General features: G+C 60.9%; 22 protein-coding genes. 8 read left to right on the top strand and 14 right to left on the bottom strand.

Translation table 11 applies throughout. The features are described from left to right. Window positions 1–62: 62 nt before the first annotated feature. Complete coding sequence (locus tag SULPSESMR1_RS08045) at window positions 63–611, bottom strand: rRNA large subunit pseudouridine synthase E (RefSeq protein WP_089420346.1); 549 nt, start codon at window positions 609–611, stop codon at window positions 63–65. Next, a complete protein-coding gene (locus SULPSESMR1_RS08040; RefSeq protein ID WP_089420345.1) occupies window positions 608–3079 on the bottom strand; it encodes a penicillin acylase family protein in 2472 nt (823 codons plus the stop codon). The genes SULPSESMR1_RS08045 and SULPSESMR1_RS08040 overlap by 4 nt, the downstream gene beginning before the upstream one ends. Window positions 3080–3176: 97 nt before the next feature. Between SULPSESMR1_RS08040 and SULPSESMR1_RS08035 the strand changes: the two genes are divergently transcribed. Beyond that, entirely contained in the window at window positions 3177–4049 is an 873-nt protein-coding gene (locus SULPSESMR1_RS08035) for an NAD(P)-dependent oxidoreductase (RefSeq protein WP_089420344.1), read from the top strand. Window positions 4050–4164: 115 nt separating this feature from the next. Further along, complete coding sequence (locus SULPSESMR1_RS08030; RefSeq protein ID WP_089420343.1) at window positions 4165–5376, top strand: PAS domain-containing protein; 1212 nt, start codon at window positions 4165–4167, stop codon at window positions 5374–5376. Window positions 5377–5483: 107 nt separating this feature from the next. On the opposite strand, the gene SULPSESMR1_RS08025 is transcribed toward SULPSESMR1_RS08030, so the two are convergent. Both SULPSESMR1_RS08025 and hemB read right to left on the bottom strand, forming a co-directional pair. Further along, the gene (locus tag SULPSESMR1_RS08025) at window positions 5484–6050 is read right to left on the bottom strand and encodes a YSC84-related protein (protein ID WP_089420342.1); all 567 of its coding nucleotides are present in this window, start codon (window positions 6048–6050) and stop codon (window positions 5484–5486) included. Between the two features lie 203 nt (window positions 6051–6253). Then, window positions 6254–7255 carry a porphobilinogen synthase gene (gene hemB / locus SULPSESMR1_RS08020; RefSeq protein ID WP_089420341.1) on the bottom strand — a complete coding sequence of 334 codons (1002 nt, stop codon included), beginning with the start codon at window positions 7253–7255 and terminating at the stop codon, window positions 6254–6256. Window positions 7256–7373: 118 nt separating this feature from the next. On the opposite strand from hemB, the gene SULPSESMR1_RS08015 reads away from it, so the two are divergent. Both SULPSESMR1_RS08015 and mfd read left to right on the top strand, forming a co-directional pair. Continuing rightward, on the top strand, window positions 7374–7901 hold the full coding sequence (locus SULPSESMR1_RS08015) for a component of SufBCD complex (RefSeq protein ID WP_089420340.1): 528 nt from the start codon (window positions 7374–7376) through the stop codon (window positions 7899–7901). A gap of 34 nt (window positions 7902–7935) precedes the next feature. After that, window positions 7936–11406: a transcription-repair coupling factor gene (gene mfd, locus SULPSESMR1_RS08010; RefSeq protein WP_089420339.1), complete on the top strand. Its 3471-nt coding sequence runs from the start codon at window positions 7936–7938 to the stop codon at window positions 11404–11406. Here the strand turns inward: mfd and SULPSESMR1_RS08005 are convergent, their stop codons facing one another. The 4 genes from SULPSESMR1_RS08005 to SULPSESMR1_RS07990 form a co-directional block, all read right to left on the bottom strand. Next, complete coding sequence (locus tag SULPSESMR1_RS08005) at window positions 11407–12624, bottom strand: multidrug effflux MFS transporter (RefSeq protein WP_240311313.1); 1218 nt, start codon at window positions 12622–12624, stop codon at window positions 11407–11409. Between the two features lie 153 nt (window positions 12625–12777). Further along, window positions 12778–13209: an adenylyltransferase/cytidyltransferase family protein gene (locus tag SULPSESMR1_RS08000; RefSeq protein ID WP_089420337.1), complete on the bottom strand. Its 432-nt coding sequence runs from the start codon at window positions 13207–13209 to the stop codon at window positions 12778–12780. A gap of 294 nt (window positions 13210–13503) precedes the next feature. Continuing rightward, window positions 13504–14157 carry a DsbA family oxidoreductase gene (locus SULPSESMR1_RS07995; protein WP_089422227.1) on the bottom strand — a complete coding sequence of 218 codons (654 nt, stop codon included), beginning with the start codon at window positions 14155–14157 and terminating at the stop codon, window positions 13504–13506. Window positions 14158–14222: 65 nt separating this feature from the next. Continuing rightward, a complete protein-coding gene (locus tag SULPSESMR1_RS07990) occupies window positions 14223–15737 on the bottom strand; it encodes a class I adenylate-forming enzyme family protein (RefSeq protein WP_089422226.1) in 1515 nt (504 codons plus the stop codon). 65 nt (window positions 15738–15802) lie between these two features. Between SULPSESMR1_RS07990 and SULPSESMR1_RS07985 the strand changes: the two genes are divergently transcribed. Continuing rightward, the gene (locus SULPSESMR1_RS07985; protein ID WP_089420336.1) at window positions 15803–16426 is read left to right on the top strand and encodes a helix-turn-helix domain-containing protein; all 624 of its coding nucleotides are present in this window, start codon (window positions 15803–15805) and stop codon (window positions 16424–16426) included. A 43-nt stretch (window positions 16427–16469) separates the two neighbouring features. Here the strand turns inward: SULPSESMR1_RS07985 and SULPSESMR1_RS07980 are convergent, their stop codons facing one another. Beyond that, a complete protein-coding gene (locus SULPSESMR1_RS07980) occupies window positions 16470–18182 on the bottom strand; it encodes an extracellular solute-binding protein (protein ID WP_089420335.1) in 1713 nt (570 codons plus the stop codon). Between the two features lie 439 nt (window positions 18183–18621). Here SULPSESMR1_RS07980 and SULPSESMR1_RS07975 point away from each other — a divergent pair, with 439 nt between their 5' ends. Both SULPSESMR1_RS07975 and SULPSESMR1_RS07970 read left to right on the top strand, forming a co-directional pair. Further along, complete coding sequence (locus SULPSESMR1_RS07975; RefSeq protein ID WP_089420334.1) at window positions 18622–19407, top strand: 3-hydroxybutyrate dehydrogenase; 786 nt, start codon at window positions 18622–18624, stop codon at window positions 19405–19407. A gap of 66 nt (window positions 19408–19473) precedes the next feature. Further along, complete coding sequence (locus SULPSESMR1_RS07970; RefSeq protein WP_089420333.1) at window positions 19474–20505, top strand: patatin-like phospholipase family protein; 1032 nt, start codon at window positions 19474–19476, stop codon at window positions 20503–20505. 4 nt (window positions 20506–20509) lie between these two features. On the opposite strand, the gene SULPSESMR1_RS07965 is transcribed toward SULPSESMR1_RS07970, so the two are convergent. The 4 genes from SULPSESMR1_RS07965 to SULPSESMR1_RS07950 form a co-directional block, all read right to left on the bottom strand. Continuing rightward, on the bottom strand, window positions 20510–21220 hold the full coding sequence (locus SULPSESMR1_RS07965) for a DUF502 domain-containing protein (RefSeq protein WP_089420332.1): 711 nt from the start codon (window positions 21218–21220) through the stop codon (window positions 20510–20512). A 104-nt stretch (window positions 21221–21324) separates the two neighbouring features. Next, window positions 21325–22239 carry a pseudouridine-5'-phosphate glycosidase gene (locus tag SULPSESMR1_RS07960; RefSeq protein WP_089420331.1) on the bottom strand — a complete coding sequence of 305 codons (915 nt, stop codon included), beginning with the start codon at window positions 22237–22239 and terminating at the stop codon, window positions 21325–21327. Then, a complete protein-coding gene (locus SULPSESMR1_RS07955; RefSeq protein ID WP_089420330.1) occupies window positions 22236–23123 on the bottom strand; it encodes a PfkB family carbohydrate kinase in 888 nt (295 codons plus the stop codon). The genes SULPSESMR1_RS07960 and SULPSESMR1_RS07955 overlap by 4 nt, the downstream gene beginning before the upstream one ends. Window positions 23124–23179: 56 nt before the next feature. Continuing rightward, entirely contained in the window at window positions 23180–23995 is an 816-nt protein-coding gene (locus tag SULPSESMR1_RS07950; RefSeq protein WP_089420329.1) for a DUF4198 domain-containing protein, read from the bottom strand. On the opposite strand from SULPSESMR1_RS07950, the gene SULPSESMR1_RS07945 reads away from it, so the two are divergent. After that, a complete protein-coding gene (locus tag SULPSESMR1_RS07945; protein ID WP_089420328.1) occupies window positions 23994–25187 on the top strand; it encodes a HupE/UreJ family protein in 1194 nt (397 codons plus the stop codon). The two genes, SULPSESMR1_RS07950 and SULPSESMR1_RS07945, sit on opposite strands and share 2 nt — an antisense overlap. A 41-nt stretch (window positions 25188–25228) precedes the next feature. Here SULPSESMR1_RS07945 and SULPSESMR1_RS07940 read toward each other — a convergent pair whose 3' ends face one another. Continuing rightward, window positions 25229–25846 carry a thiamine phosphate synthase gene (locus SULPSESMR1_RS07940; protein ID WP_089420327.1) on the bottom strand — a complete coding sequence of 206 codons (618 nt, stop codon included), beginning with the start codon at window positions 25844–25846 and terminating at the stop codon, window positions 25229–25231. Window positions 25847–25964 lie beyond the last annotated feature (118 nt).

Raw genomic sequence — 25964 nt, 5'->3', positions numbered from 1 at the left:
TTTGGCCGGAAATATCCCGGGGGAGCGTCGAAGGCGCGGGGGCAGCGCCCCCGGAACCCCTTTTAGACCGTGACGTGACGCCAGGCACCACTCTCCAGTCCGTCCAGCGTCCAGTCCCCGATGCTGGCGCGCACCAGCCGCAGGGTGGGCAGCCCGACATGGGCTGTCATCCGGCGCACCTGACGGTTGCGCCCTTCGGTCAGGGTCAGTTCGATCCAACCGTCCGGCACGGTCTTTCGCACCCGTATCGGCGGCATGCGCGCCCACAGCCCTTGGGGTTCGTCGATCAGATGCGCCTTGGCGGGCAGGGTCGGCCCGTCTTTCAGCGTCACCCCTGCACGCAATTGCGCCATATGGGCTTCGGTCGGCGTGCCTTCGACTTGCACCCAATAGGTTTTGGGCTGCTTGAACTTGGGGTGCGCGATGCGTGCCTGCAACGCGCCGTCCGACGTCAGCACCATCAGCCCTTCGCTGTCGCGGTCCAGCCGTCCTGCGGGATAGACCTTTGGCACATTGATATAGTCCGACAGGGTGGGGCGCGTTGTCGGGCTGCCACGGTCGGTGAACTGCGGCAGCACGCCAAAGGGCTTATTGAACAGCAGGGTTGTCATGGGGTGACGGGTTCCAGTTTGGTGATGCCCACCGAGGCAGCCCGCGCCAGTCCCTGATCCAGTGACATCGGGATATACTCGCCCCGCCGCCACAGCTGCGCCATGTCGTCATAGTGGCGCGACAGGAAATGCCCCGATTGGCCGGTGGCTTCGATAAAAACCGAACTGTCGGGATCGGCAAAGTCATATACGCCCCGATAACCCGCCCCATGTACATTCTCAAACGCATCCGCCCCCGGCCCGCCGCGCGTCAGCCCGCGTTGCAGGGTGTTGTCCCCGCCCGAGGTGCTTTGGCGGATGTTCACGAAATAGCGCAGCACCGGCACGTTGCCCAGCACCGGATGGTCCTGAACTGCCTGATGTGCATCGCCCCAGCGCAGGGACTCCAGCTGCGTGCCATAGGTCTCGCCGATCCAGAGCAGTGCGTCGTCCAGCGCCAGACGCGCCATGTCGGGGCAGGTCTCGACCGGTGCGCTTTGGTGGACGTCACACCACACCGATGCCCCGCCCACATCGCGAAAGGCGCGCTCGATGAACAGCGGCTCAATATGGGTCAACGCGTCTGCCAGCGGGCCGATGTCGTCGCGCACCATCCGGTCTTGCAATGCGCGCAGCCACGCCGCGTAGATCAGAGGCTCGGGCAGGTGTTCGTTCATTTCGCCGTTCCAGTCCGCCAGAAGCGTCAGTGCGCGCTGGCGCTGGCGTTCCACGGTGCCGTCTGCGGCCGCTTCTCCGGTGAACCACAACTCGGCGCCGATCAGAGGCAGAAGCGTGCGCGCGGTGGCGCTGACCGTGTCCAGTTGCGCCTCGATAAAGCTGTCGCGGGTGTGGACCTGCCGCGCCTGCATCAGCCGTTGCCAGCGTTGAACGCGCTGGGTGTCACCCCAGCGATAGCTGATGTGATTGGGAAAAGGCCGCTCGACCATTTTGTTGTTGGTGTTGCCCAGAATGCCGCCCAGCGGCGCGATAAAGCCAGGATTAGAGGCGAATGACATCACGCCCTGCCAGCGGTTCGTGGCCACATATCCCAGCGACGGCATACGCCCCTTGGACTGGTGCGCCGCGTCACGGCGCGGCACAGCACCCACGGTTTTCATCGCGATCGTGTCCTGATCAGCCAGCGTCAGGTTCTGTGCAGGTGCCACGACCAGTTCCGACGCATTGATCGCCTCGGCCACGTTCTGCGCCGACATCAGCCCGATTGCGGCACTCATCGTGGTGTCATTGGGGGTCAGCACCGTCCAGCTAAGCGCGGTCACATGCCCCGTTGGCGTCACTGCCCCGATGTTCTTGAAAGTGCCGGGCAGCACCGGCCCGTTGTCGGTCCAGTGCAGGGTCAGAGTAATCGGGTCGGCATCCTTGATGGTGACGATCGACTTGCGGGTCTCGAACTCTTTCCAGCCGTCCGGTGTGCGGTATTGCATCTGGTTGTCTGGGTTCAGCTCTTCGATGAACAGATCCTGATCGTCCACATAGGCAGAAGTTACCCCCCAGCCCAAAGCGTCGGAACGTCCCGTCAGCACCGTTGGCATGCCGGGGATGGTCGCGCCGATCACGCCGCCTGCTTGCAGGTTCAGCCGCGCCAGATACCAGATACCCGGCGCGCTAAAGCCCAGATGCGGGTCATTGGCCAGCAACGTCCCCCCCGAAGCCGAACGCGAGGCATCCGCAGCCCATGCGTTTGACGCACCGGCGAACACTTCCGGTCCGAAGGGCGACAACGGGTTGATCTGTTGCACAGGCATGGCGGCATAGCGCGGGGCGTTTGGCACCAGCGCCGCATATTCCGGCAGCGCACCCACACCCGCGCCGGGCGCATCGGGCAGGATGTCAATCAGGCGGTCCTGATCGGGCAGCGCCAGCGACATGCGCGCGCGCAATACTTCGGCGTCCAGCTGCCCCGAAAGCCGCAGCGCCATCAGCTTGCCGATGGCTATGCTGTCGGCGGGTTGCCAAGGGGCCAGCGCCATCGGAAAGACAAAGAACTCGGGCGCGCCGCGCCCCAGAGCCTCTTGATTGATCTGCGCAATGCGTGCGTTCACACCGGCCGAGTAAGCTTCGAGCGCAGTGATAGTTTGCGGCGTCTGTACCGAGACGGATTGCACCGCCAGCCGGTAAATATCCAGTCGGCGGATAAAGCTGTCGGTTTCGACCGTGGCGGTGCCGAATACTTCGGATAGCCGCCCCTGTGCCGTGCGGCGCAGCATCATCATCTGCCACAGACGGTCCTGTGCATGAACAAATCCCAAAGCAAAGAAAGCATCCGCATCGTTCTGCGCCAGAATATGCGGCACATTGGCATTGTCGCGTACGATTTCAGTTTCTGCGGCCAGGCCCGAGACTTTCAGCGTCGCGTCATAGTCCGGCAGGGACCGCGACGCGAGATAATAGGTCATCCCGACGCCCAGCACCGCCAACACGATCAGCACGACCGCCAAGCGGACCAGCCACTGAAATACCACAGCCATAGACGGCCTCTCACTTTGCTTGCACAGTTGACCCGATGTGCCTGACTGTTAGGAAAGGCGCAAGCGATAGGCAACATCGACGTAAAAGGAACATCGAATGGCAAAGCTGGCATTTCTGGGATTGGGCGTGATGGGTGCACCGATGGCGGGGCACCTGCAAAAGGCGGGTCACGATGTGATTGTCTATAACCGGACCACGTCCAAGGCGCAGAATTGGGTCGATGAACATGGCGGAGCGATGGCCAAAACGCCGTTCGAGGCGGCCAAGGGTGCCGACTTTGTGATGTCTTGCGTTGGCAATGACGACGACCTGCGGTCTGTCTGTCTGGGCGAAAAGGGAGCGTTCAAGGGGATGACCAGCGGCGCGATCTTTGTGGATCACACTACCGTGTCGGCGCAGGTCACATCCGAGCTTTATGCCGCGGCGGATGCCGCCCAGATTAGCTTTGTCGATGCGCCGATCTCGGGCGGGCAGGCGGGTGCCGAAAACGGTGTGCTGTCGATCATGTGCGGCGGCGATCAGGGCGCGTTCGATCGTGCCTTGCCGGTGATGGAGGTCTATTCCAAAATCTGTCGTCGCATCGGTGAAAGCGGCGCGGGCCAGAAAGCCAAGATGTGCAACCAGATCGCGATTGCGGGGCTGGTACAAGGCCTGTCCGAAGCGCTGCATTTCGCGGAAAAATCGGGACTTGACGGGCACGCCGTGGTCGAGGTGATCAGTCAGGGTGCTGCGGGTTCTTGGCAGATGGCCAACCGCTATGAAACCATGCTGGACGACAAATTCGACCACGGGTTTGCCGTGGACTGGATGCGCAAGGATCTGGGGATTTGTCTGGACACTGCTGATGAAAACGGCGCGTCGCTGCCGGTGACGGCGCTGGTCGACCAGTTCTACAAGGACGTGCAAAAACTGGGGGGCGGCCGCTGGGACACCTCAAGTCTGATCAAACGCCTGCGGGCGGCAGGCTAAGGCTGCGACGGCTCTGGCGGGGCGCTGCCAGAGCCATTTTGATCGTACCACTTAACCAACTGGAAACTTTGCACAGCTAGGCTGGGCGCAGATACCCCCAGTTGAAGGCCGCACCTTGTCCAACGATCATCCCACACGTGACACCGACCGGTTCACATTGGAAAAACTGTTTTTCTCGCGCACCGACACGCGCGCGGTGATTCAGGCGGCCAACAGCGTTTTTGTGCATGTTTCGGGATATGACTGGTCGACGCTGAAAGGGGCCCCGCACAAGATCGTGCGCCATCCCGATATGCCGTCGGGCATGTTCCATCTGATGTGGCAGGAGATTGCGGCGGGGCGCCCTGTCGGTGCCTATGTCAAGAACCTTGCGGCCGATCAAACCCACTACTGGGTGTACGCTGTGGTGCTGCCACTGGAAGACGGCTATTTGTCGATGCGCTTGAAACCCGGCAGTGCGGTGTTTGAAAAGGTACGCGAGATTTATACCGCGCTGCGCAGCGATGAGATTGCAGGCCGTATCACACCAGAGCAATCCCAGGCGGTGTTGCTGCAAAATCTGCGCGAACTTGGCTATCCTGATTATGCGACCTTCATGAGCGTTGCCCTGACCCAAGAGCTTGAGGCGCGCAGCAATGGGTTGCGGCACCGGTTTGACCCAACCTTGCAGGCGATGGGCGCTTTGTCGGAGGCTGTGCAGAAAATGCGCAGCTATGGCGACAAGGTTGACCAGATTTTCCACAGCACCGCGTTGATCCCCAACAACCTGAGTATTCAGGCGCGCAGTCTTGAGGGGGCCAATGGCCCGATCAGCGTTATTTCGAACAATCATCAGGTTATGGCTAAGTCACTGGGGGATATCCTGTCGCGGTTCCGCGCCGCCGTCGACGAGGGCGTGACCCACACCGCAGTGGCACGCTTTAACGCCGGCACGCGGGTGCTGATCGAAGAGGTGGCAGAGCAATTTGGCGACGATGTTGCCGTCGAAGGGATGGATCTTGCCGCAGAATCCGACCGGTTGAGCGTGCTCAAGGCAGAGTGTTTGTTGCATGAACACACATCCATGCTGCGCGTTATCAAGGCTGCATCGGTCTATCGCGGAATGTCCACGGACATGCGCCGGGTGATGTCCGGTCTGGAAATGAGCCGTGTGATGTGCAAAATCGAGCAGTCGAAATATGCCTCGAACGTCGACGGGCTGAACGAAATCGTCAACCGGCTTCACCGTGCCGAACGACAGTTGAGCGAAGTGATCAATTCCATCGAAAGCAGCGTTTTCGTGATCGAAGACCGCACCAACCGCTTGTTGCCGGGACGGGCTGCCTGACACGCTGGCTGCCATCCGGCGGGCGTAAGAAAAAGCACCCGCTTTTGGGGCGGGTGCTTGTGTTATCTTAAATGCGATCTGAATATCTGTCAGACCGCCATTCGTGATCAGGGAATGATCCGGGAATATTTGGTGCCTTCCAGCGTTGCGCCCAGCCGCAGACCCGCGCGTCCAAAGACGGCGGCCAGAACGGGGGCCAGTGCTGTTGTGGTTTCGGCGTTCAGGCTGTCGCCCTGATCCGAAATGACATATTCCAGATCCGCACCCGCAGCCCAGCCGGGCGAGCGTCGGAAACCTGTCAGCGCTTCTTCGGTCATAAAGAATAGAACATGCGCATATTGTTGCGCGCCGATTTGCAGGCCGCCCGACGCTTTGGTCACCGAATAGTAATCCACAGTCACGTTATTGACCCGCAGCGCGCCGCGCCCGTAAGCGCCGCCCAGACCAAGGCCTGCTTCTGTCACCAAGGGCATGACCAACATGCCGTTCGCCTTTTGCGCCAGAGACTGTGTGTTGGGGTAAAGCCGGTACATTTCCGCCAGCGTCGCATCAACGCGCGCGTCAATGGTGGCCGGACCGCGCCCACCGATGCCGTTGCCGCAGGCCGCCAGTGCCACAGTGGAGGAAAGTGCGCCGAGGGTAAAAGCCCGACGTGAGAGAGGGGATAGGGTCATTGTGAACCGCCTGTGATTGTTGCTCGTGTGCCGGTTGTCCGGTCTTGGCCAAAACTATAGGCGCAAGATTGCCACCTGTCACGCAGGAACGCGCCGATGGGCGGTGCTGTGCCTGTTGTTTTTCAGCGCGCTTGCTGCGGGCGGGGCTCTGCCCCCGCGCCATCCGGCGCTCCCCCGGGGTTTGTCAGGCAAGATGAAGCACGCTAACCTTTGGCCAGAAGCCGTGCCGCAGCGGGTGCGAAATAGGTCAGGATTCCGTCGCAGCCCGCGCGTTTGAAGGCGGTCAGGCTTTCCATCATCACGCGGTCGCCGTCAATCCAACCATTTTGCGCGGCGGCTTGTATCATCGCGTACTCGCCTGAAACCTGATAGGCAAAGGTCGGCGCGCCAAAGGTGTCGCGGGCACGGCGGCAGATGTCGAGATAGGGCAGACCGGGTTTGACCATGATCATGTCGGCGCCTTCGGCCAGATCGCGTTCAATCAGGCGCATGGCCTCGTCCGCGTTGCCAGGGTCCATCTGATAGGTGTTCTTGTCGCCGGTCAGCGCCGCCGACGCCCCCACAGCATCCCGAAAGGGCCCGTAAAAGGCGCTGGCGTATTTGGCTGCATAGCTGAGGATCATCACGTTCTGGTGGCCTGCCGCTTCGAAAGCCGCACGCATTGCGCCGATCCGCCCGTCCATCATATCGGATGGGCCAATAATATCCGCCCCCGCGTCGGCCTGCGCCAGCGCCATCTTGACCAGTGCCTCGACCGAACGGTCGTTGACGATCTCGCCATCTTCGACAAAACCGTCGTGGCCGTTGATGTTATAGGTGTCCAGCGCCACATCAGTCATCACCGCAATGTTTGGTACCGCCGCCTTGATCGCGCGAATGGCGCGGTTGGTGTTGTTGTCGGGATCCCATGCGCCAGCGCAATCTTCGGTGCGGTCTTCGATCCCGGTATAGGGAAACAGGCAGATCGCGTTGATCCCCAGATCGGCAGCTTCGCGTGCGGCCTCGACCACCTTGTCGACCGAGCGGCGGAACACGCCCGGCATGGACGGGACCGGCTCCATGATACCGTCGCCCGCGCGCACGAACACCGGCCAGATGAAATCATCCACCGTCAGCGTGTTCTGGCGCACCAGTGCGCGGATCTGGGGTGTCGCGCGGGTGCGGCGCAGGCGGGTTGCGGGATAGGGTGCAAGCGTTGGGCGCATGATGTGTTGCCTTTTTGAAAGTCATTGTTGGGTGCCACGTAAAATTGCACCGTGCAAGGGTAGGAATTGGCGCAGAGCAGCGGTATGAGAAGCGACACCCACGCAAAGGGCAGCGGCTTTGAACTGGCACCAAACGATTTTCGAGCTGATCGATATGCGGTCATTTTCCAACCTCTGGTACTGGATCGCCCTTGCGGTCGTGTGGTCCACGGCCAGTCACTGGGTGCTGGGTGTGCCCTTTGACATGGTTGCACGGGCACGCAAATCCGGCGGCCAGACCGAGGAAGATCTGGAAGATCTGGTGCGGATCAACGTGAACCGGTTTTTGTATATCGCGCGTCTGTCTGGATTGTGGCTGCTGGGGCTGGTCTGTTTTGTGCTGACGGTTCTGGTGCTGTTGGGCTGGGTTTATGACATCGAATTTGCCCAAGCGGTATTTTTGCTGGCCTTTCCGATGTCATTGGTTGGTGCGCTGAACCTGTCCACCGCGCGGTTGATCGAACGCGACCAGCTAAGCGGCGAGGGCCTGCGCCGTCGTTTGACACGACACCGGACCTATACGCAGGCAGTCGGGATGCTGGCGATTTTTGTCACGGCGATGTGGGGAATGTACCAGAACCTGAGCATCGGCGCGTTGGGTGGTTGACAGTTGGGGTGGCTGCCCCACATGAAGCGCGCTGATGACTGACCCTGCACATATCACCGTATCCGGCGCACCCGAAGGGTTTGACGCCACACGTATTCTGGCCGAACTGGCGCGGGGTGTCCCGGTGTGCCATGTGGCGCGCGATGACAAACGGCTGGTGGCGATGCGTGATGCGCTGCGGTTTTTTGCCCCTGATGTGCCTGTGGTGATCTTTCCCGCATGGGATTGTCTGCCCTATGACCGCGTGTCGCCCAATGCCGACATTTCGGCGCAGCGGATGGCAACGCTGGCGGCACTGGCGCACGGGATGCCGGATAAATTCATAGTGCTGACCACATTGAACGCGGCCACGCAAAAGCTGCCTGCGCGCTCTGTGCTGCGCGAGGCTGCGTTTGCGGCGCGGGTGGGCGACCGGATCGACGATGCGGCGTTGCGCGGGTTTCTTGTGCGCATGGGCTTTGTGCAATCGCCGACAGTGACCGAGCCGGGCGATTACGCGGTGCGCGGCGGTATCATCGACATCTACCCGCCGGGCGATCTGGGGCCGGTGCGGCTGGACCTGTTTGGCGATGTGCTGGACGGGGCGCGGCGGTTTGATCCGGCGACCCAACGCACTACGGAAAAGCTGGACGTGGTCGAACTGGCGCCTGTCTCCGAGGTAATTTTGGACGACGCGGCGGTGACGCGGTTTCGCCAGAATTACCGGTTGGAATTTGGCGCGGCGGGCACCGATGATCCGCTCTACGAGGCGATCAGCGCAGGTCGCAAACATCAGGGCGCAGAACATTGGCTGGCGTTTTTCCACGACCATCTGGAGACGCTGTTCGACTATCTGCCCGATGCGTCGATCACGCTGGATGATCAGGTGACACCGACCCGACTGGCGCGTTGGGACACAATCGCCGACCAATACGAGACGCGCAGGCTGGCGATGGTCAACCGCTCGAAGATGGATTCGGTCTATAAACCCGCACCACCGCAGGGGCTGTATCTGGACGATGCTGCGTGGGAAACCGCCGTGGCGGGTCGCCGCGTGGTGCAGTTTCGCGCGCTGGCACAATCCACCGGTCTGGGCGTGGTGGATGCGGGCGGGCGCATCGGGCGCAATTTCTCACCCGAGCGACAACAGGAAAATATCAGTCTTTTCGGGGCTTTGGTGGCCCATATTAAAGCAAAACTGGCAGATGGCCCCGTTGTCGTCGCCAGCTATTCGGCAGGCGCGCGTGAACGGCTGAGCGGTCTGATCGAGGACGAGGGGCTGGCCGAGACAATTCCCGTTACTGACGCGACGCGCATCGGAAAACGTGGGCTGCATCTGGTGGTTTGGGCGCTTGAGCACGGCTTTGAGGGGCCGGTGGACGGCAAACAGCTGACCGTGATTTCCGAACAGGACGTGCTGGGCGACCGGCTGATCCGCCAGCCCAAGCGCAAGCGGCGCGCCGACAACTTCCTGACCGAGGCCACCAGCCTGACGCCGGGCGATCTGATCGTGCATGTCGATCACGGCATTGGCCGCTATCACGGCATGGAGGTGATCACCGCCGCCGGGGCCGCACATGAATGTTTGCTGCTGGAATATGCAGAGAATTCTAAGTTGTACCTGCCGGTCGAGAACATCGAACTGCTGTCGAAATACGGCCACGATGAGGGGCTTCTGGACCGGTTGGGTGGCGGCGCGTGGCAATCGAAAAAGGCCAAGCTGAAAGAGCGCATTCGCGAGATGGCCGACAAGCTGATCCGTATCGCCGCCGAACGCGCCCTGCGCCGCGCGCCTGTGCTGGAACCGCCGCCGGGCATGTGGGACGCGTTCAGCGCGCGGTTCCCCTATGAGGAAACCGACGACCAATTGCGGGCCATTGGCGACGTGATCGGGGATCTGACCAGCGGCGCGCCGATGGACCGTCTGGTGGTCGGCGACGTGGGCTTTGGCAAGACCGAGGTGGCGATGCGCGCGGCCTTTGTGGCGGCGATGGCGGGCGTGCAAGTGGCAGTGATCGCACCCACGACTTTGCTGGCGCGGCAACACTACAAGAGCTTTTCCGAACGGTTCCGCGGCTTTCCCCTCGAGGTGCGCACGCTGAGCAGGTTTGTCAGCACCAAAGAGGCGTCCGACACCCGCGAGGCGATGTCGCGCGGCACCGCCGACATCGTCATCGGCACCCATGCGCTGTTGGCGAAAAACACCCGGTTCAAGGAACTGGGCCTGCTGGTTATCGACGAAGAGCAGCACTTTGGCGTCGGTCACAAGGAACGGCTGAAGCAGATGCGCTCGGATGTGCATGTGCTGACGCTGACCGCCACGCCAATCCCGCGCACGCTGCAACTGTCGCTGACAGGGGTGCGCGATCTGTCGATCATCGGCACGCCGCCCGTCGACCGGTTGGCGATCCGCACCTATGTCAGCGAATTTGATACGGTCACGATCCGCGAGGCACTGCTGCGCGAGCATTATCGCGGTGGGCAGTCATTCTATGTGGTGCCGCGCCTGTCGGACCTGCCTGAAATCGAGGATTTCCTGAAAACGCAGTTGCCCGAGTTGTCTTACGTGGTTGCCCACGGCCAGATGGCGGCGGGCGAGCTGGATGGCCGGATGAATGCCTTTTACGATGGTAAATTCGACATTCTGCTGGCCACGACGATTGTTGAATCCGGTCTGGATATTCCCACCGCCAACACGATGGTGGTGCATCGGGCCGATATGTTCGGTCTGGCGCAACTCTATCAGATTCGCGGACGTGTCGGGCGGTCGAAAACCCGTGCTTATGCCTATCTGACGACGAAACCGCGTGCGAAACTGACGCCGGTGGCCGAAAAACGTCTGCGTGTTCTGGGCTCGCTCGATACGTTGGGCGCAGGCTTTACGCTGGCCAGTCAGGATCTGGACATTCGCGGTGCGGGCAATCTGCTGGGCGAGGAACAATCGGGCCAGATGCGCGATGTGGGGTTCGAACTGTACCAGTCGATGCTGGAAGAGGCGATTGCCAAGATAAAGGCGGGCGAGATGGAAGGCCTGAGCGAGGCCGACGAGCAATGGGCGCCGCAGATCAATCTGGGTGTTCCTGTACTGATTCCCGAGGAATATGTACCGGATCTGGACGTGCGTCTGGGGCTTTACCGTCGTCTCAGTGGTCTGAGCACCAAGGTCGAGCTGGAAGGGTTCGCCGCCGAGTTGATCGACCGTTTCGGCACCCTGCCGCGCGAGGTCAACACGCTGATGCTGGTCGTGCGGATCAAGGCGATGTGCAAACGCGCGGGTATCGCCAAGCTGGACGGCGGGCCGAAGGGGGCTGTGATCCAGTTCCACAACGATAAGTTCGCCTCGCCCGAGGGGCTGGTCACCTTCATTCAGGACCAGCGCGGGCTGGCCAAGGTCAAGGACAACAAGATCGTGGTGCGCCGCGACTGGAAATCCGACGCGGACAAGATCAAGGGGGCTTTTGCCATTGCCCGTGATCTGGCCGAAAAGGTCATCGCCGAGAAGAAAAAGACCAAGAAAAAAGCCTGATTAGTTGATCAGGCGACGTCCCTCGATCCGCCATATCCGCAACATCAACAGATAGCCGCAGGATGCCAACACCAACACGGCCAGTACCAGCGGTTGCGCCGTGCCGTTAGAGAGCAGCGTAATCGGCGAGGCGATGATCGCTGCCGCCACCGTTGAAATCGACCCGATCACCGAGGCGGCCATGCCCGCAATATGTCCCATCGGGTCCATCGCGATTGCGTTCAGGTTGCCCACGGAAAAGCTGGCCGTGCAGAACAGCGAGAATTGCCAGAACAGGAACAGGTAAAACTCGCCCTCGAAATGCCCCGAGGTCAGCAGCAACATCAGCCCCGCCAGCACGATCTGCGACCCCAGTGCCCATGTCACCAATCGGCGCATTCCCAGACGCACCACCACCAGCGCGTTGGTCAGGCTTGCCCCGCCCGAGATCAGCGCCACAAGGCCGAACCAATAGGGAAAGGTATCGCCGCGTCCGTAAACTTCGTCATAGATCGGCTGGATCATGGTTAGCGTGCAAAACAGCAAAGTCATTGTCAGCGTTTGCACGACGATCGACAGGCGCACCGTGGGGTGGGCCATCATCTCGCGCACGGCCCCCAGCATCAGGCGCAACCGCAGCGGGCGGCGTTCGGACGGGGGCAGGGTTTCGGGCAGGCGAAATCCCAGCCACAGCGTGCAAATCAGTGAGAAAATGACAAAAGCTCCAAAAATCCCGCGCCAGCCGGAAAAGCCGATGATCACGGCACCCATCGCCGGCGCAAAGGCCGGAACCAGCGTAAAGATCATCATTGCGATGGACATGATCCGCGCCATTTCGCGGCCTTCATACATATCACGGATAATCGCCAGTGACACCACGCGCGGGCCCGACGCACCAAGGCCCTGAAGGAACCGCGCCAGCAAGACCAGCTCGAAACTGGTTTCCCACCACGCGAAGGCTGCGGAAGAGATGTACAGAACCGCACCTCCATATACGACGGGCTTGCGCCCGAAAGCATCCGACAGCGGCCCCGTGAAAAATGTGCCCAGCCCCATGCCCATCACAAACAGAGTCAGGATCAATGCTGCACGTCCCGGATCACCTTGGGTCAACTCGTCGGCAATTTCGGGCAGGGCGGGCAACATGGCGTCGATGGAAAACGCAATTGTGGCGAACATCATGGCCATCAACGCGATAAATTCGGCACTGCCCATTGGATGTGATTGCTGGGTGGTCATGGCTGTCGGCTCCTGAATTGGCGCGCAACGGCGTCATACACGCGTGGGTTTAAACCAGCGTTTGCAGGATAACAATATTCCGATGCAGAACAGGTGTTTGCCGGATCGCACCATCGCGCCCGGACTTATGCCCCCGCATACAATCGGGTCGCTTCAGGCAGTATTTGCCCGTTGCTGGATGCGCTCTTTCAACTCGGTCGTTGACACATCTTTGGTGCGCGGCAGATAAATCACCCGCGTCAGGTCACGCAGATCGTCAAAGTGTCCGGCCCAATCGTCACCCATCGCAAAAATCGACAGGTTGTAGTTCACGATATCCGAGCGTTTCTGCTCCCAGGTTTCCTCGGGGATTACCCGTGAAACACAGCGGCACGCTTCGAGAATTTCGCGTCGCTGGAAAAACGGCATCACGCAGCGTTTGCCCTTTATGTCGTTGAACTGGTCCGTGGAACATCCGACGATCAGTTCGTCACCCGGTTCAGACAAACGTTGCAACAGGCGGACGTGGCCGTGATGGTATAAATCAAAGGTGCCACAGGTCAGAACGGTGGTTGCGGGGCGGGTGCGACTAATAACCGCCAGCATGATGACGCCCTTCAGCCAATTGATCGACAGCGACCGTCGCTTAAGCTCGTTCAGATCGAAATAATTGGTTCAGTGGTCTAAATTTGTTGATTTTTTGCGATTTCGGCCAGTGCGATTATCCGGATTTCGGATACGTGCAGGGTTCGTGCCTTTGTGGCACTGCCTGTTGTGCTGCCAAATCACCCGCCCAACAGGTAATTGTTTTTGCGGGGGTTTTTGTCCCTCATTGAGGCGAGATTACGGCAAGTCTTCTGGATTTGGAACAATTTTGTTAAAACAGGGGGGCAGGATCGGTCAGCTGTTGCTTTCTTGGGCAGCCAGTTCCGCAATCACTTTTGCCCACAACTCGGGCGGCTGTGCGCCCGGCACCGCGTGTTTGCCGGCAACGATAAATGTGGGCACCGATGTGATGCCCATTTTGCGGCTGTGCGCGTCGCGGTCGATGATCAGCTGTTGGTCGGCATCAGAAGCCAGCAGGCGGCGTATCACGGCGGCGTCCAGTTCGATGCCATCGGCAATATCGGCCAGCGTGTCGGTGTCACCAATATCGCGGCCTTCGACGAAATAGGCTTTGAACAGCGCCGAGACGGCAGCGGTCTGGCGGCCCTCTATACCGGCCCAGTGGATCAGCCGGTGTGCATCCAGCGTATTCGGCGTGCGTTTCATCGCCTCGAAGTCGATTTTCAGACCGGCCTTTTGCGCATGTTCCATCACCGGCGCATAGGCTTTTACCGCGCCCTCCTTGCCGCCGAACTTGTCTTCAAGATAGGCGCGGCGGTCCATGCCTTCGGCGGGCATGTCGGGGTTCAACTGGAAGGGATGCCATTCGATCTGGAACGGATGATCGGGGTTCTGCTCCATCGCGCGGTCCAAATAGCTTTTGCCAATGTAGCACCACGGGCAGATCGGGTCGGACATGATATCGAGCTTGATGGCGGCTGCGGGCATCTGGGTCACCTTGGTTGTTTTTTCGTCACATAGCGCGGTTTGCTTGCAGATACACCCCCAAGCACCTAACGGCCCGTGTCGAAGCTGTCGCGCAACTGGCGGCGCAGGATCTTGTTGTTTGCCCCCGTCGGCAGCGCGTCAACATGCACGTAGAGACGCGGGCGTTTGTATTGGGCAAGACGGGGTTCGGCATAGGCCTTTAGCGCGCCCTGATCCAGCGGCGCGGGGCCGGTGTAAAAGGCGGCAATGACGCGCGTGTCGGCCTTGACCAACACATCTGTTGCGGCGACGGCGGTGATGCCTTCGTGCGACAGCAGCGCCTGTTCGACTTCGATGGGCGATACACGGTAGCCGCCTGCATTCATCATATCATCTGCGCGGCCCAGATAGGTGATCTGATAATCAGCGTCCATTTGCGCCTCGTCACCGGTCAGGAACCATTCGCCTGCGAACTTCTGCGCGGTCTCGTCGGGGGCTCCGATATATTCCAGCATCAGGCCCGGATCGCTGCGGTGCACGGCGATGATGCCGGGCTGGCCGATGGGTTGCGGGGTGCCTGTGTCGTCGACAATGGCGATGTGACGGCCCGGTTGCGGCTGTCCCGACGCGCCCGAAGCGGCGGGATTGGTCGGGCTGGCCGAGATAAAGGTGGAACATTCTGACATGCCGTAGGCCTCGAACACCTGCGTGCCTGTTGCGGCGGTCCATGCGTCGCGGATGCGGTCGGGCAGCTTTTCGCCAGCACTCAGCCCGTGGCGTAGGGCAGGCAGCGGCAGGGTATCGCGCCCCTTGAGCATCTGCCGGTAAACACCAGGTGCTGCGGCAAAGATGGTGGCGCGGTGGCGGGCCAACAATTCGGGCAGAGCGCTGGCGGCTGTGCCGGGGGCCGGGATCAGCGCGGTCGCACCCAGTGTCCACGGGTCCATCAGGCCGGTGCCCAGCGTGTAGGTCCAGTTGAACGCGCCCGCATGGCACAGGCGGTCGTCGGCGCGCAGCCCGTACCAGCCCTGATGCATCATGCCGCGTGCCCAGATGGCGCGGTGCGCATGGGCCACGGCACGCGGTTTTCCGGATGTGCCCGAGGTATAGATGACATAGGCCAGCCGGTCGGGATCACCCGTTGCGGCAGCGGCGGGCGGCAGGTTGCGCATTGCTTGCAACACGTCCAAGGGGATACAGCGCCCGTCATCCGGACAATCCACCGCCGGATCGCGCAGAATTGCCGCAACCGGCAAGTCGGCAAGGATCGCCGCGACTTCAGGTCGGGTCAGCGCCGCCGAGGTCGGGACCGGCACCAGTCCGGCCCAGATCGCGCCCAGATAGGCGATGGGAAAATCCACCGTATTGCCCAGTCGCATCAACACCATCTGGCCCGCTTGCGCGTGCTGCAACAACCCCGTTGCGGTGCCGCGAATGGCGGTCGTTAGCGCGGCATAGCTCCAATCGTCGATGTGATCGTGATGCAGGATGCTCAGCGCCAGATGGTCAGGCCGTGCGAGGCCCGCACGCAAAACGTGGTCGGCCATATTGAACGGGGCGGGGCAGCGGGGATGCACCCCTTGGGCAAAAACAGACAGCATGGCAAACCGGTAGACCGCCCGCGTCGCCGTTGCAAGGTGCAGGACCGCAGCATATAGAAACATCCATGACCGGACAGCCACCCAGAACCCTGATCGAAATCGCCCGCACCAGCGGCGAGGATATGCCCGTCCAGCCGCTTGATCTGGGGGCGCGCGTGCGTGATCTGCGCAAGGCCCGCGACTGGACGCTGGAACAGGCGGCCAGACAGGCGGGTATCGCGCGTTCGACCCTGTCCAAGATCGAAAACGGCCAGATGTCACCCACATATGACGCGCTGAAAAAGCTGGCCGTGGGCCTGCAGATTTCGGTGCCGCAGCTGTTCACCCCGCCACAGGCCGAGCGGGTGAACGGGCGTATGTCAGTCACCAAGGACGGGCAGGGCAACCAGCAGGCCACCGCCACCTATGAACACGAATTGCTGGCCGAAACGCTGGTGAAGAAACAGATGTTGCCCTATCGCGCCCGCGTGCGCGCCCGCAGCATGGACGAATTCGACGGCTGGGTGCGTCACGACGGCGAAGAGTTTCTCTATGTGCTGACCGGTGTGGTGCTGCTTTATACCGAATTCTACGAACCTATCGAGATGCGGCGCGGCGATAGCGCCTATTACGACGCCACTATGGGCCACAACGTCATCAGCACCAGCCCCGAGGATGCGATGATTTTGTGGGTGACGTCACTGACGTGATGTGCAGCCCGCCCGTGCGTCGGGCTGGTGTCGCGCCATGCCGTCAATCTTCCCACCACCAGACCTCGGGCATGTAATTTGGCCCGTCACCATAGATCGGCAGCACTTCGGGGTGCTTCATCTGTTTGACGTGTGCAATGCGCCCTTCGCTGAACTGCCAGAACGGAATGACATAGCTGCCTGCCGTCAACACACGGTCCAGCGCACGGGTTGCAGATACGAACTGCTCTTGCCCCTCGGCCTCCAGCATCGCGTCGATCATCGCGTCGACCGCAGGGCTCGCGATGCCCGGCAGGTTGCGCGACCCTTCGGCACTGGCGGCTTCGCTGCTCCAATAATAGCGCTGCTCGTTGCCGGGTGACAGCGACAGGGCGCGGCGGAAATAGGTCATTTCAAAGTCGAAACTGTTGGTGCGCGCCAGAAACTGGGCATCGTCCACGGTTTCGATCCGTGCGGTGATGCCAAGCCGCGCCAGCGCGCCCACATAGATGTCGGCGATGGCGATGTTTTCGGTGCTGCCCTTGGGCAGAAGGATGTCAAAGGTGAACGCAGAACCGTCGGAGTCGCGCAGGGTGCCTCCTTCGGCGGAAAATCCGGCCTCTTGCAGCAGCTTGGTCGCGACGCGCAGGTTCCGGCGGTTGCGCGCGCTGCCATCCGAGACGGGCAGTGCATACCCCTCCAGAGTGCCCTGCGGCAGATCGGCGGCATAGGGTTTCAGCAAGGCAGCCACTTCAGGCGCCGCAGGGCCGTCCTGCATCGCCAGAACCGAATTCGAGAAATACGAGGTGATGCGTGGCTGTGCGCCCCCTGTCACCGTGTCATTGATATATTCGAAGTTGAACGCATAGATCAGCGCCGCCCGTACCCGCCAGTCGTCAAAAGGCGCGCGGCGGGTGTTCATCGCAAGGCCGGTCATGCCCGACGGCTTGCCATGGGGGATTTCCGTTTGCACCACATCGCCGCTTAGCGCGCGCGGGAAATCGTATTGCGTGGTCCAACGCTCGGCGTTGAACTCGCGGATGGCGGATATTTCGCCCGCTTTGAACCCTTCCAGCAGCACGGTGCTGTCGCCGTAAAAATCAATGCGGATTTTGTCATAGTTGTTGGTGCCGCGCCGCACCGGCACATCCGCACCCCAATAGTCCGGGTCGCGGGTCAGTTGCACGAACCGTCCGCCTTCGTAGGCGCTGACCACATAGGGGCCACTGCCCAGCGGCACATCCGCCAGCGGTGCATTGGCAAAATCACGGCCATCCCACTGCGCCTTGCTGAGGATCGGGCGCATACCGGCCAGCAGGGCCAGTTCTCGGTTGCCCGCCTCGAAGGTCATCTTGACCGCGCGCGGCCCGTCTTGGGTGATAGAGGTGATCTGGTCCCACAGTCCGTGGTATTTGGGGTGTCCTTCGGTGCCCAGTGTCTCATAGCTCCAGATGACATCCTCGACCGTGACGGGCGTGCCGTCAGAAAAGGCGGCCTCGGGGCGCAGCACGAATCGTACCTCGGTCCGATCGTCTGAAACCTCTACCGATTCGGCCAGCAGACCGTACAAAGTGAAGGGTTCGTCCAGTGTGCGACCCATCAAACTTTCGTGCGTGAACACGGCCAGCTGCCACGGCGCGGTGCCTTTTCGCACAAACGGATTGAGGGAATCGAACCCGCCGGTGTTGCCCAAAACGATCGACCCGCCGCGTGGTGCGTCAGCGTTCACATAAGGGAGCGACACAAAATCAGGTGGCAGGGCGGGATCGCCATACATAGCTATGCCATGCCGGGGTTCGGATGCTGCGGCACCGCCCCCGAGAATCAGTGCTGCAATGGCTAGATTTCGAAGACCTGTTTGGAAAATATTGGAGCCCATTTTGGCGACAATTCCCTTCTGCCCTTGTTTTGTTAGACCCAGCGGTATCTGGGCTTTCAGGTGATTTCAAACTTTTAGCTTGGCCCTAGGCCGCAGATTGCTTATAAAGGACTTACTGCTCGATAGGTTTCTTGCCTGTATGAAACCTGCCTCAATAACTTAACGCCAGCTTCGCGCTGGCGTTTTTTTTTGGCCCGCTGTCCTCTGTCCGCGCGGTGCCTGTCTGTAGATCAATACCGCTATGCAGACGGAACCGTGATTTGCGCTTTGCCGTTCCTTTTGCAACTGCAGCATGGCAGAGTTGCTGCAGCACGCCAAACCGCGAAGGAGCATTCCCATGGCCATTACGACTGATCTGTCCGGCAAAACCGCCGTCATCACCGGATCCAACTCGGGTATCGGGCTGGGCATCGCCAAAGAAATGGGCAAGGCGGGGGCCAATCTGGTTCTCAACAGCTTTACCGACACCGAAGAGGACCACGCGCTTGCTGCCGAACTGGCCCGCAGCCTTGGCGTCGATGTGCGCTATATTCAGGCCGATATGTCCAAGGCCGATGACTGCCGCCGTCTGGTTGTGGCCGCGGGGGGCTGCGACATTCTGGTGAACAACGCAGGCATCCAGCACGTCGCCGCGATTCAGGATTTTCCGGTCGATAAATGGAATGCCATCATTGCGATCAACCTCAGCTCGGCCTTTCACACCACGGCCGCCGCTGTCACCGGTATGCGCGAACGCGGCTGGGGCCGTATCATCAACATCGCCTCGGCGCATGGCCTGACCGCATCGCCCTACAAATCGGCCTATGTGGCGGCGAAACATGGCATTGTCGGTCTGACAAAAACGGTCGCACTGGAAACCGCCACCGACCCGATCACCGCCAACGCCATCTGCCCGGGCTATGTGCTGACCCCCATCGTTGAAAAACAGATCCCCGACACGATGAAGGAATACAACATGACCCGTGAAGAGGTGATCCAGAACGTGATGTTAACGCGCCAACCCAGCAAGGAATTCGCCACCACCGAACAGGTCGGCGGCACCGCCGTGTTCTTGTGTTCGGATGCCGCCACGCAAATCACCGGCACCACCATCAGCGTCGATGGTGGCTGGACGGCGCTGTAACTTCATCTTGCCCGTAAACTCCCGCCGGAGGCTCCCGCAGCCTGCGGCGGGCACAAAGGTCCGCAAATGGAACGCAAACGTATCAATCTGGCCCTGCAAGGCGGCGGTGCGCATGGCGCCTTTACCTGGGGTGCCCTTGACCGCCTTCTTGAAGACGACCGTATCGAAATCGCCGCCATTTCGGGCACATCCGCAGGGACGCTGAACGGGGCGGCGCTGAAATCGGGCATGGTTACAGGCGGCGCCGAGGGTGCGCGCGCGGCGCTTGATGCGCTCTGGCACGAGGTTGCGGGGTTGCAGGGCATCGAGGTCGACAGCTGGATGGCGCCCTTTGGTCTGCGCACCGTCAGTCAGGCGATGGAGATGAACCCGCTTTACCTGATGGGCGAAGCGATCACCCGCAGCCTGTCGCCCTATGCGCTGGGGCCGTTTTACACCAATCCGCTGACTTCGATCGTAAAGGCTTTCAACTACGACAAGGTTTGCGCGGACACGGGGCCGGAATTTTTTGTCAACGCCACCCGCGTCCGCAACGGCAAGCTGCGCGTGTTCAAGGCGGAAGAGGTCAACGCCGATGTGATCATGGCCTCGGCCTGTCTGCCGACGCTGTTTCAGGCGGTCGAACTGTTCGACAACCAGACAGGCCGGAAAGAGGCGTTCTGGGACGGCGGTTATACCGGCAATCCGGCGCTGTTCCCGTTTTTCGAAAAGCATCTGCCGCCCGACATCGTGGTGATCAACATCAACCCGCTGGAACGCGACGGCGTGCCCTATACGCCGCAGCAGATCCAGAACCGGATCAACGAGATCAGCTTCAACTCGTCGCTTCTGCGCGAAATGCGGGCAATTGCGCTGGTCCAGCGTTTGCTGGACGATGGCACATTGCCTGAAAAGCGTATGGCGCGGGTGCATATGCACATGATTGCAGATGATGAGCTGATGAACGATCTGTCAGTGGCCACCAAAACTGTGCCCAACGGCTTTGTTCTGGGACGTCTCAAAGAGGCAGGCCGTGCAGCGGCGGGCAATTTTCTGCGGCTGCACTTTGACGATCTGAACCAGCGTTCCAGCATCGACATGCGGGCGATGTACAATTGATCGCTTACGCTGCTGGTGGCAGGGTCGGATCCTTGGCGTTGGGATAAACCAGCCCTGCCGAGATCACCAGTTTCGCCGCGTCTTCCACTGTCATATCCAGTTCGATCACATCTTCTGCGGGAAAGAACAACAAAAATCCCGATGTCGGGTTCGGTGTTGTTGGCAGAAAGATCGACATCAGATCGCCCTGATTGCCCGCGCGCCGCGTGATTTCACCTTTGGCAGTGGTCGACACAAAGCCGATGGCCCAGATGCCCCGACGCGGATATTCGACCAGGCAGGCCTTTTCAAAGCTGCGCTCGGACTGGGCAAAGACGGTTTCGGAGATCTGTTTGATCCCCGAATAGATGGACCGCACCACGGGGGTGCGCTCTACCAGACTTTCGCCAAAGCGCAGGATTGAGCGACCGATCAGCCCCTTGGCCATCCAGCCGATGATGATGGTGAAAATCAAAAAGATGATCACACCGATGCCGCGCACGTTGATTTGCGAATCCCGTGCCAGACCAAAGAAGTCCTGAATCATTCGGTCGGGATGATAGGCGCGCGGCACAAAGGGCAGCACCATACCGTCAATCCAGCCGACCACCGACCAGATCAGCCAGATCGTCAGGCCGACGGGTGCGATCACCACAAGTCCGGTCAGAAAGGAGGCACGCAAACGCGCAAACAGGCTTCCTTTGCGGCGTGGTTCCTCGTCAAAAGGTGTGTTCATCGGGTTCCCGGGAAAAGTGGATTCTGTGATCCAGCGGCAGACAGCTTAAAATAGTAATTTTCCAACGGCCTTCAACACCGAAGGGCCGATTCAATCGACGTCTTTCAGCCCTGTGTGGTCATTTCGACTGCAATTTCGGCTGCCAGCCATGCATTATTGCGCACAAGTGCAATGTTTGCGGTCAACGAGCGGCCTTCGGTCAGCTCGAAGATGCGTTGCAGCAAGAATGGCGTGACCGCTTTGGCGCTGATCCCTTGGGCGTCGGCCTCGGCTTGGGCCTGCGCGATGATCGGGGCCAGCACCTCGGGCGCGATTTCGTCGGATATCGGGATCGGATTGGCCACCAGTTGCCCGCCGGGCAGAGCCAGACGCGCGCGCATCTTGTGGGCGGCTGCAATCTCGGCGGCTGTGTCCATGCGCAGCGGTGCGTCAAAGCCTGCGCTGCGCGACCAAAAGGCGGGCAGGGCGTCCTGACCATAGGCGATGACCGGCACCCCCTGGGTTTCCAGCACTTCCAGTGTCTTGGGAATATCAAGGATCGCTTTGGGGCCTGCGGCCACGACGGTCACGGCGGTTTGGCCCAGTTCCATCAGGTCGGCAGACACGTCAAAGCTTTGGTCCGCGCCCATGTGCACGCCGCCGATGCCACCCGTGGCAAAGACACCGATATTGGCCAGACGCGCGGCGATCATTGTGGCGGCCACGGTTGTGGCCCCTGTGCGTTTTTGGGCCATGCACACGGCCATATCGGCGCGGCTCAGCTTGGCTACATTCCTGGCCTGCGCCAGAGCTTCCAGCTGTGCATCCGACAGGCCCACATGCAAACGGCCCGAAATCACCGCCATCGTGGCAGGCGTGGCACCGGCTTTGCGTACATCATCTTCGACCTGTCGTGCCACTTCAAGGTTTTGCGGATAGGGCATGCCGTGCGTGATGATCGTGCTTTCCAGTGCCACAACGGGCGATCCGCTGGCTTGGGCATCTGCAACTTCGGCGGAACGGGCGTAAGAATGGGTCAATTGGGTGTGTCTCCTGAAACGTAGATGGCGGCCGCTTCCAATGCCTGAGCCAGCGCCGCATGGCGGTTTGCGCCACGGGATTCAGCGGCGATATGGGCGGCCATGAATGTGTCACCTGCACCGGTCACGCGGGTGACCAGAACCTGTGGCGGTGTGGCGTGAATAACGCCGCCTTCTGCATCCCCTTCGGCGGCATCATCGCCCCCGTTGGTGACCAGAACGCGAGCGGCGCCGCGCTCTAACAAGGCTGCGGCGGCCTGGGGGGCGGTGGCAAAGCTGGTCTGGCACAGCAGCCCCGCCTCTTCGCAGTTCACATAAAGCGTGCCGCGGTTGTTGTTCAGAAATGGCGTCAGCCGCTCGGCCTTGCCCGGCGAGGCCGGAGCCACGCGCAGATCGGCCTGTGCCAGCGCGGAGCCGGTGGCGATTTCGGCCAACAGGTCCAGCGTCAGGTTGCCGTCCAGCGCCACCAGTCCGGCATAGGGTGCAGGCAGGGTGCCGTCGGTCAGCGGGCGCAGGATCTTGGCACCGGCCGCCTCGAGCGAATGGGCATCGGCGATGGCTGCGATCAGGCCGTTGGCCCCTTCGACGGCCATATAGCGGTCAGTCGGCAGATCGTCCGAGCGATAGATTGTGTCGGTGATCATGCCCCGCGCTGCACAGGCGGCCAACAGCTCGTCGCCCTCGGCATCGCGGCCAATTGCTGTCAGCAGCGCAGGCGTCAGACCGAAACGCGCCAGTGTCATTGCGATGTTCATCGCCACGCCACCGGGCAGGCGGGTGATCCGCCCCGGCACGTCCGACCCCTGCCGCATGACCGACGCAGACCGCCCGATCACGTCCCACAGGACCGATCCGATACACAAGATGTCAGCTGTCTTTTTCATCCGCGCTTCATGGCCGGAAGCGGTCTGTGATGCAAGCCCTGCAAGGTTTTGGGGCCTTATTCAGGCACCTTGAAGGTCAGCGCTGCCCATAGCGTTTCCCACACCGCATCCTTGTCCCCCGCATAGGGGCGCAACACCACTGCATCCAGCAGATATTCGCTGCCTGGTGTCACCGGAATACTGGCCACGCCGTCGGCGTTGGTGCGGGTCAGGGTCACTTCGACTTCGCCCGTTGGGTCGCGGCGAAAAATCTCTATCTGCGCGTCGGCACGCGGCTGCGACTGGTACAGAAGCTGCACCTGCATGGCGCCATCAAAACCCGCGGAATAGGGGTTGGTCAGTGCGACAAACTCGGTCTCCAGACCCGTGAACACGTCCGTGCCTTCGCCGTTGCCCACACCGACCAGCGATTTGATGAAGCGCGCGTAAACCTCGCGGAAATCCTGCTGTGGCCAGCCTGCGGCGATGTGATCGGCCTCGGCGGTTTTGAAATCCTTATGCGCGGCAAAGGACAGGAATTTTTCCCATTCGCGGTATTTCACCGTCGATTCAGTTGATTGATAAAGCAGCAGCAGCAGCCCGTCGACCGAGGGTGCCTTGGTCTCCAGTGCCGGAATATTGCCCAAACGCCCTTCGACGGGCACGCTGGTGGTGCCCATGATCATGTCAAAACGCACGATGTTGTTTTTGAAGTATGCCAGTGTCGATCCGGCGAAATCCTCGCCGTTTTTCAGGTCGGCGGTCAGATCACCGCCAGTTTCGACTTGATACTGCTGCGGTTCGATCCAAGACTCATGGGCAGAGACCGCTTTGGCGCCCGCAAAAGGGCTGTACAGGACAGCGGCGGCAAACAAAAAATGGGACAGACGCATGATCAAACCTTTTGCTAAGTTAGGCAGCAAGCTGCGCCGTATGGCTGCAATGTCAACCCTTTGGCTGTTGACGGTTGCGTCAGTCGGACACGCGCACGAGATTTTGCCGACCATTGCAGACCTGAGCGATCAGGGCGGCACTGTCACCGTCCAGATGCGCGCCAACGTCGAGGCGTTTCTGGCAGGCATCGACATGGATGTGGTCAGCGACACCGACGAAGCCGCCGAGGCCGAAGATTACGACGCCCTGCGCGCGCGTCCTGCCGAAGAGATCGAAGAGCAGATGACAGGGCTGGTCCAGCAATGGAACAGCCTGCCGCTGCTGCGGGCAGACGGGCAGGCGGTGCCGATGGCTCTGCAAGGTTTTGAGGTCGCCGAAGCCGCCGACCCCGCGCAGCCGCGCCAGTCGTTGCTGACGCTGGTGGGACAACTGCCCGAAGGTGCATCAGAGGTCGTCGTTTCATGGCCGAAGGGGCAGGGATCGCTGGTCTTGCGCCAACAAGGCGTCGATGATCCCTTTACCGGATATGTAGAAAGCGGCAGTGATAGCGGTGCCATTGCCCTGTCGGGTGGCGGTGCGATGACGGGTTGGGGCACGTTCGCAGGCTACATTCCAGTTGGCTTTGATCACATCCTGCCAAAGGGTCTGGACCACATCCTGTTCGTGCTGGGGCTGTTTCTGCTTAGCACCGCGTGGCGGCCATTGCTGTTGCAAATCAGCGCCTTTACCGCTGCGCACACTGTCACGCTGGCGCTGGGAGCCTTGGGCATCGTTACCATTCCGGGCAGCATCGTCGAACCGTTGATCGCCGCCAGCATCGTTTATGTGGCGGTCGAGAACATCTTCTGGCGCAAACTGTCGCCGTGGCGACCCTTTGTGATCTTCGGCTTCGGGCTGTTGCACGGGCTTGGGTTTGCATCGGTGCTGGGCGAGTTTGGCCTGCCTGCGGACCAGTTCGTTCCGGCGCTGCTGGGGTTCAACGTGGGCGTTGAATTGGGGCAGTTGACCGTTGTGGCGCTGGCCGCGATCCTTGTGTTTCTGGCGGTCTCGGCGGCGCGCGCTGTTGAACTGGATGGCGACGAGATTTTTGTGCAGGAGCAAGGCGTGATGTTCCGCGCGGTCTCGATCACGGGGTCACTGATGATCGCGCTGATCGGTGCGTGGTGGGTGGTCGAGCGGGTGTTTTTATAACACCCGCTGCCGTTTGTAGTGCAAGTCTGCCCTCTGGGACGTTATTGAATGTCCGCCAGAAGGGCAGTCAGAGCTGCGGCGGGGTCATCCTCGCCCCAGATTTCCATACCGATGCCGAAAAAGTCGGTGAAAGGCGCCAGCGATGTGATGTGCGCGCGATCAAGATTGCCTTCGGCGATTACGGGCACTTCGATCACTTCTGACCACCACTGAAGCAGTTCTTGTTCGACAAAGACTGACTCGTGCAGCGCATCGGGGCGCACGGGGCCAAAGCTGACGTAATCCGCGCCCGCTTCACCAGCGGACAGGCCATCGTGACGTGAAATACCGCAGAACGCGCCCACAATGGCATCCGCACCCAGCGCCTTGCGGGCATCGCGTACAGAACCGCCAGCCCCCAAATGCACGCCGTCCAGACCCAGCCGTTCGGCCAGCGGTACAAAATCGTTGATCACCAGCGCCACATCGCGCGCATGGGTCACTTCGCGCAGCGCATCGGCGGCACGCGACAGGCGGTCTTCGTCTTTTGTGTCCAACGCCAGACGCACACAGGCGACGGGATGGGCGTCCATCACCCGTGCCAACACGTCGGGAAACTGCGACAGTTCCAGTTCGGGAGGGCTGATGAGGTAAAGTTGCGGCTGCTCGGTCTCGGCCATGATTTTTGGTCCTTTGTCGTCACTGGCAGCGCAGATAGCGGATCGCGCGGCGAAAGGAAACAACAGCCTGCGTGCGCTGGGGGGCTTTTCCACCCGCGCAGGGCGCTGTATGGGGGCG

Source organism: Pseudosulfitobacter pseudonitzschiae, from assembly GCF_002222635.1.
GTDB classification, from domain to species: domain Bacteria; phylum Pseudomonadota; class Alphaproteobacteria; order Rhodobacterales; family Rhodobacteraceae; genus Pseudosulfitobacter; species Pseudosulfitobacter pseudonitzschiae_A.
Note: the sequence above shows the minus strand (reverse complement) of the source record. Positions and strands in the feature narration are given on the sequence as shown.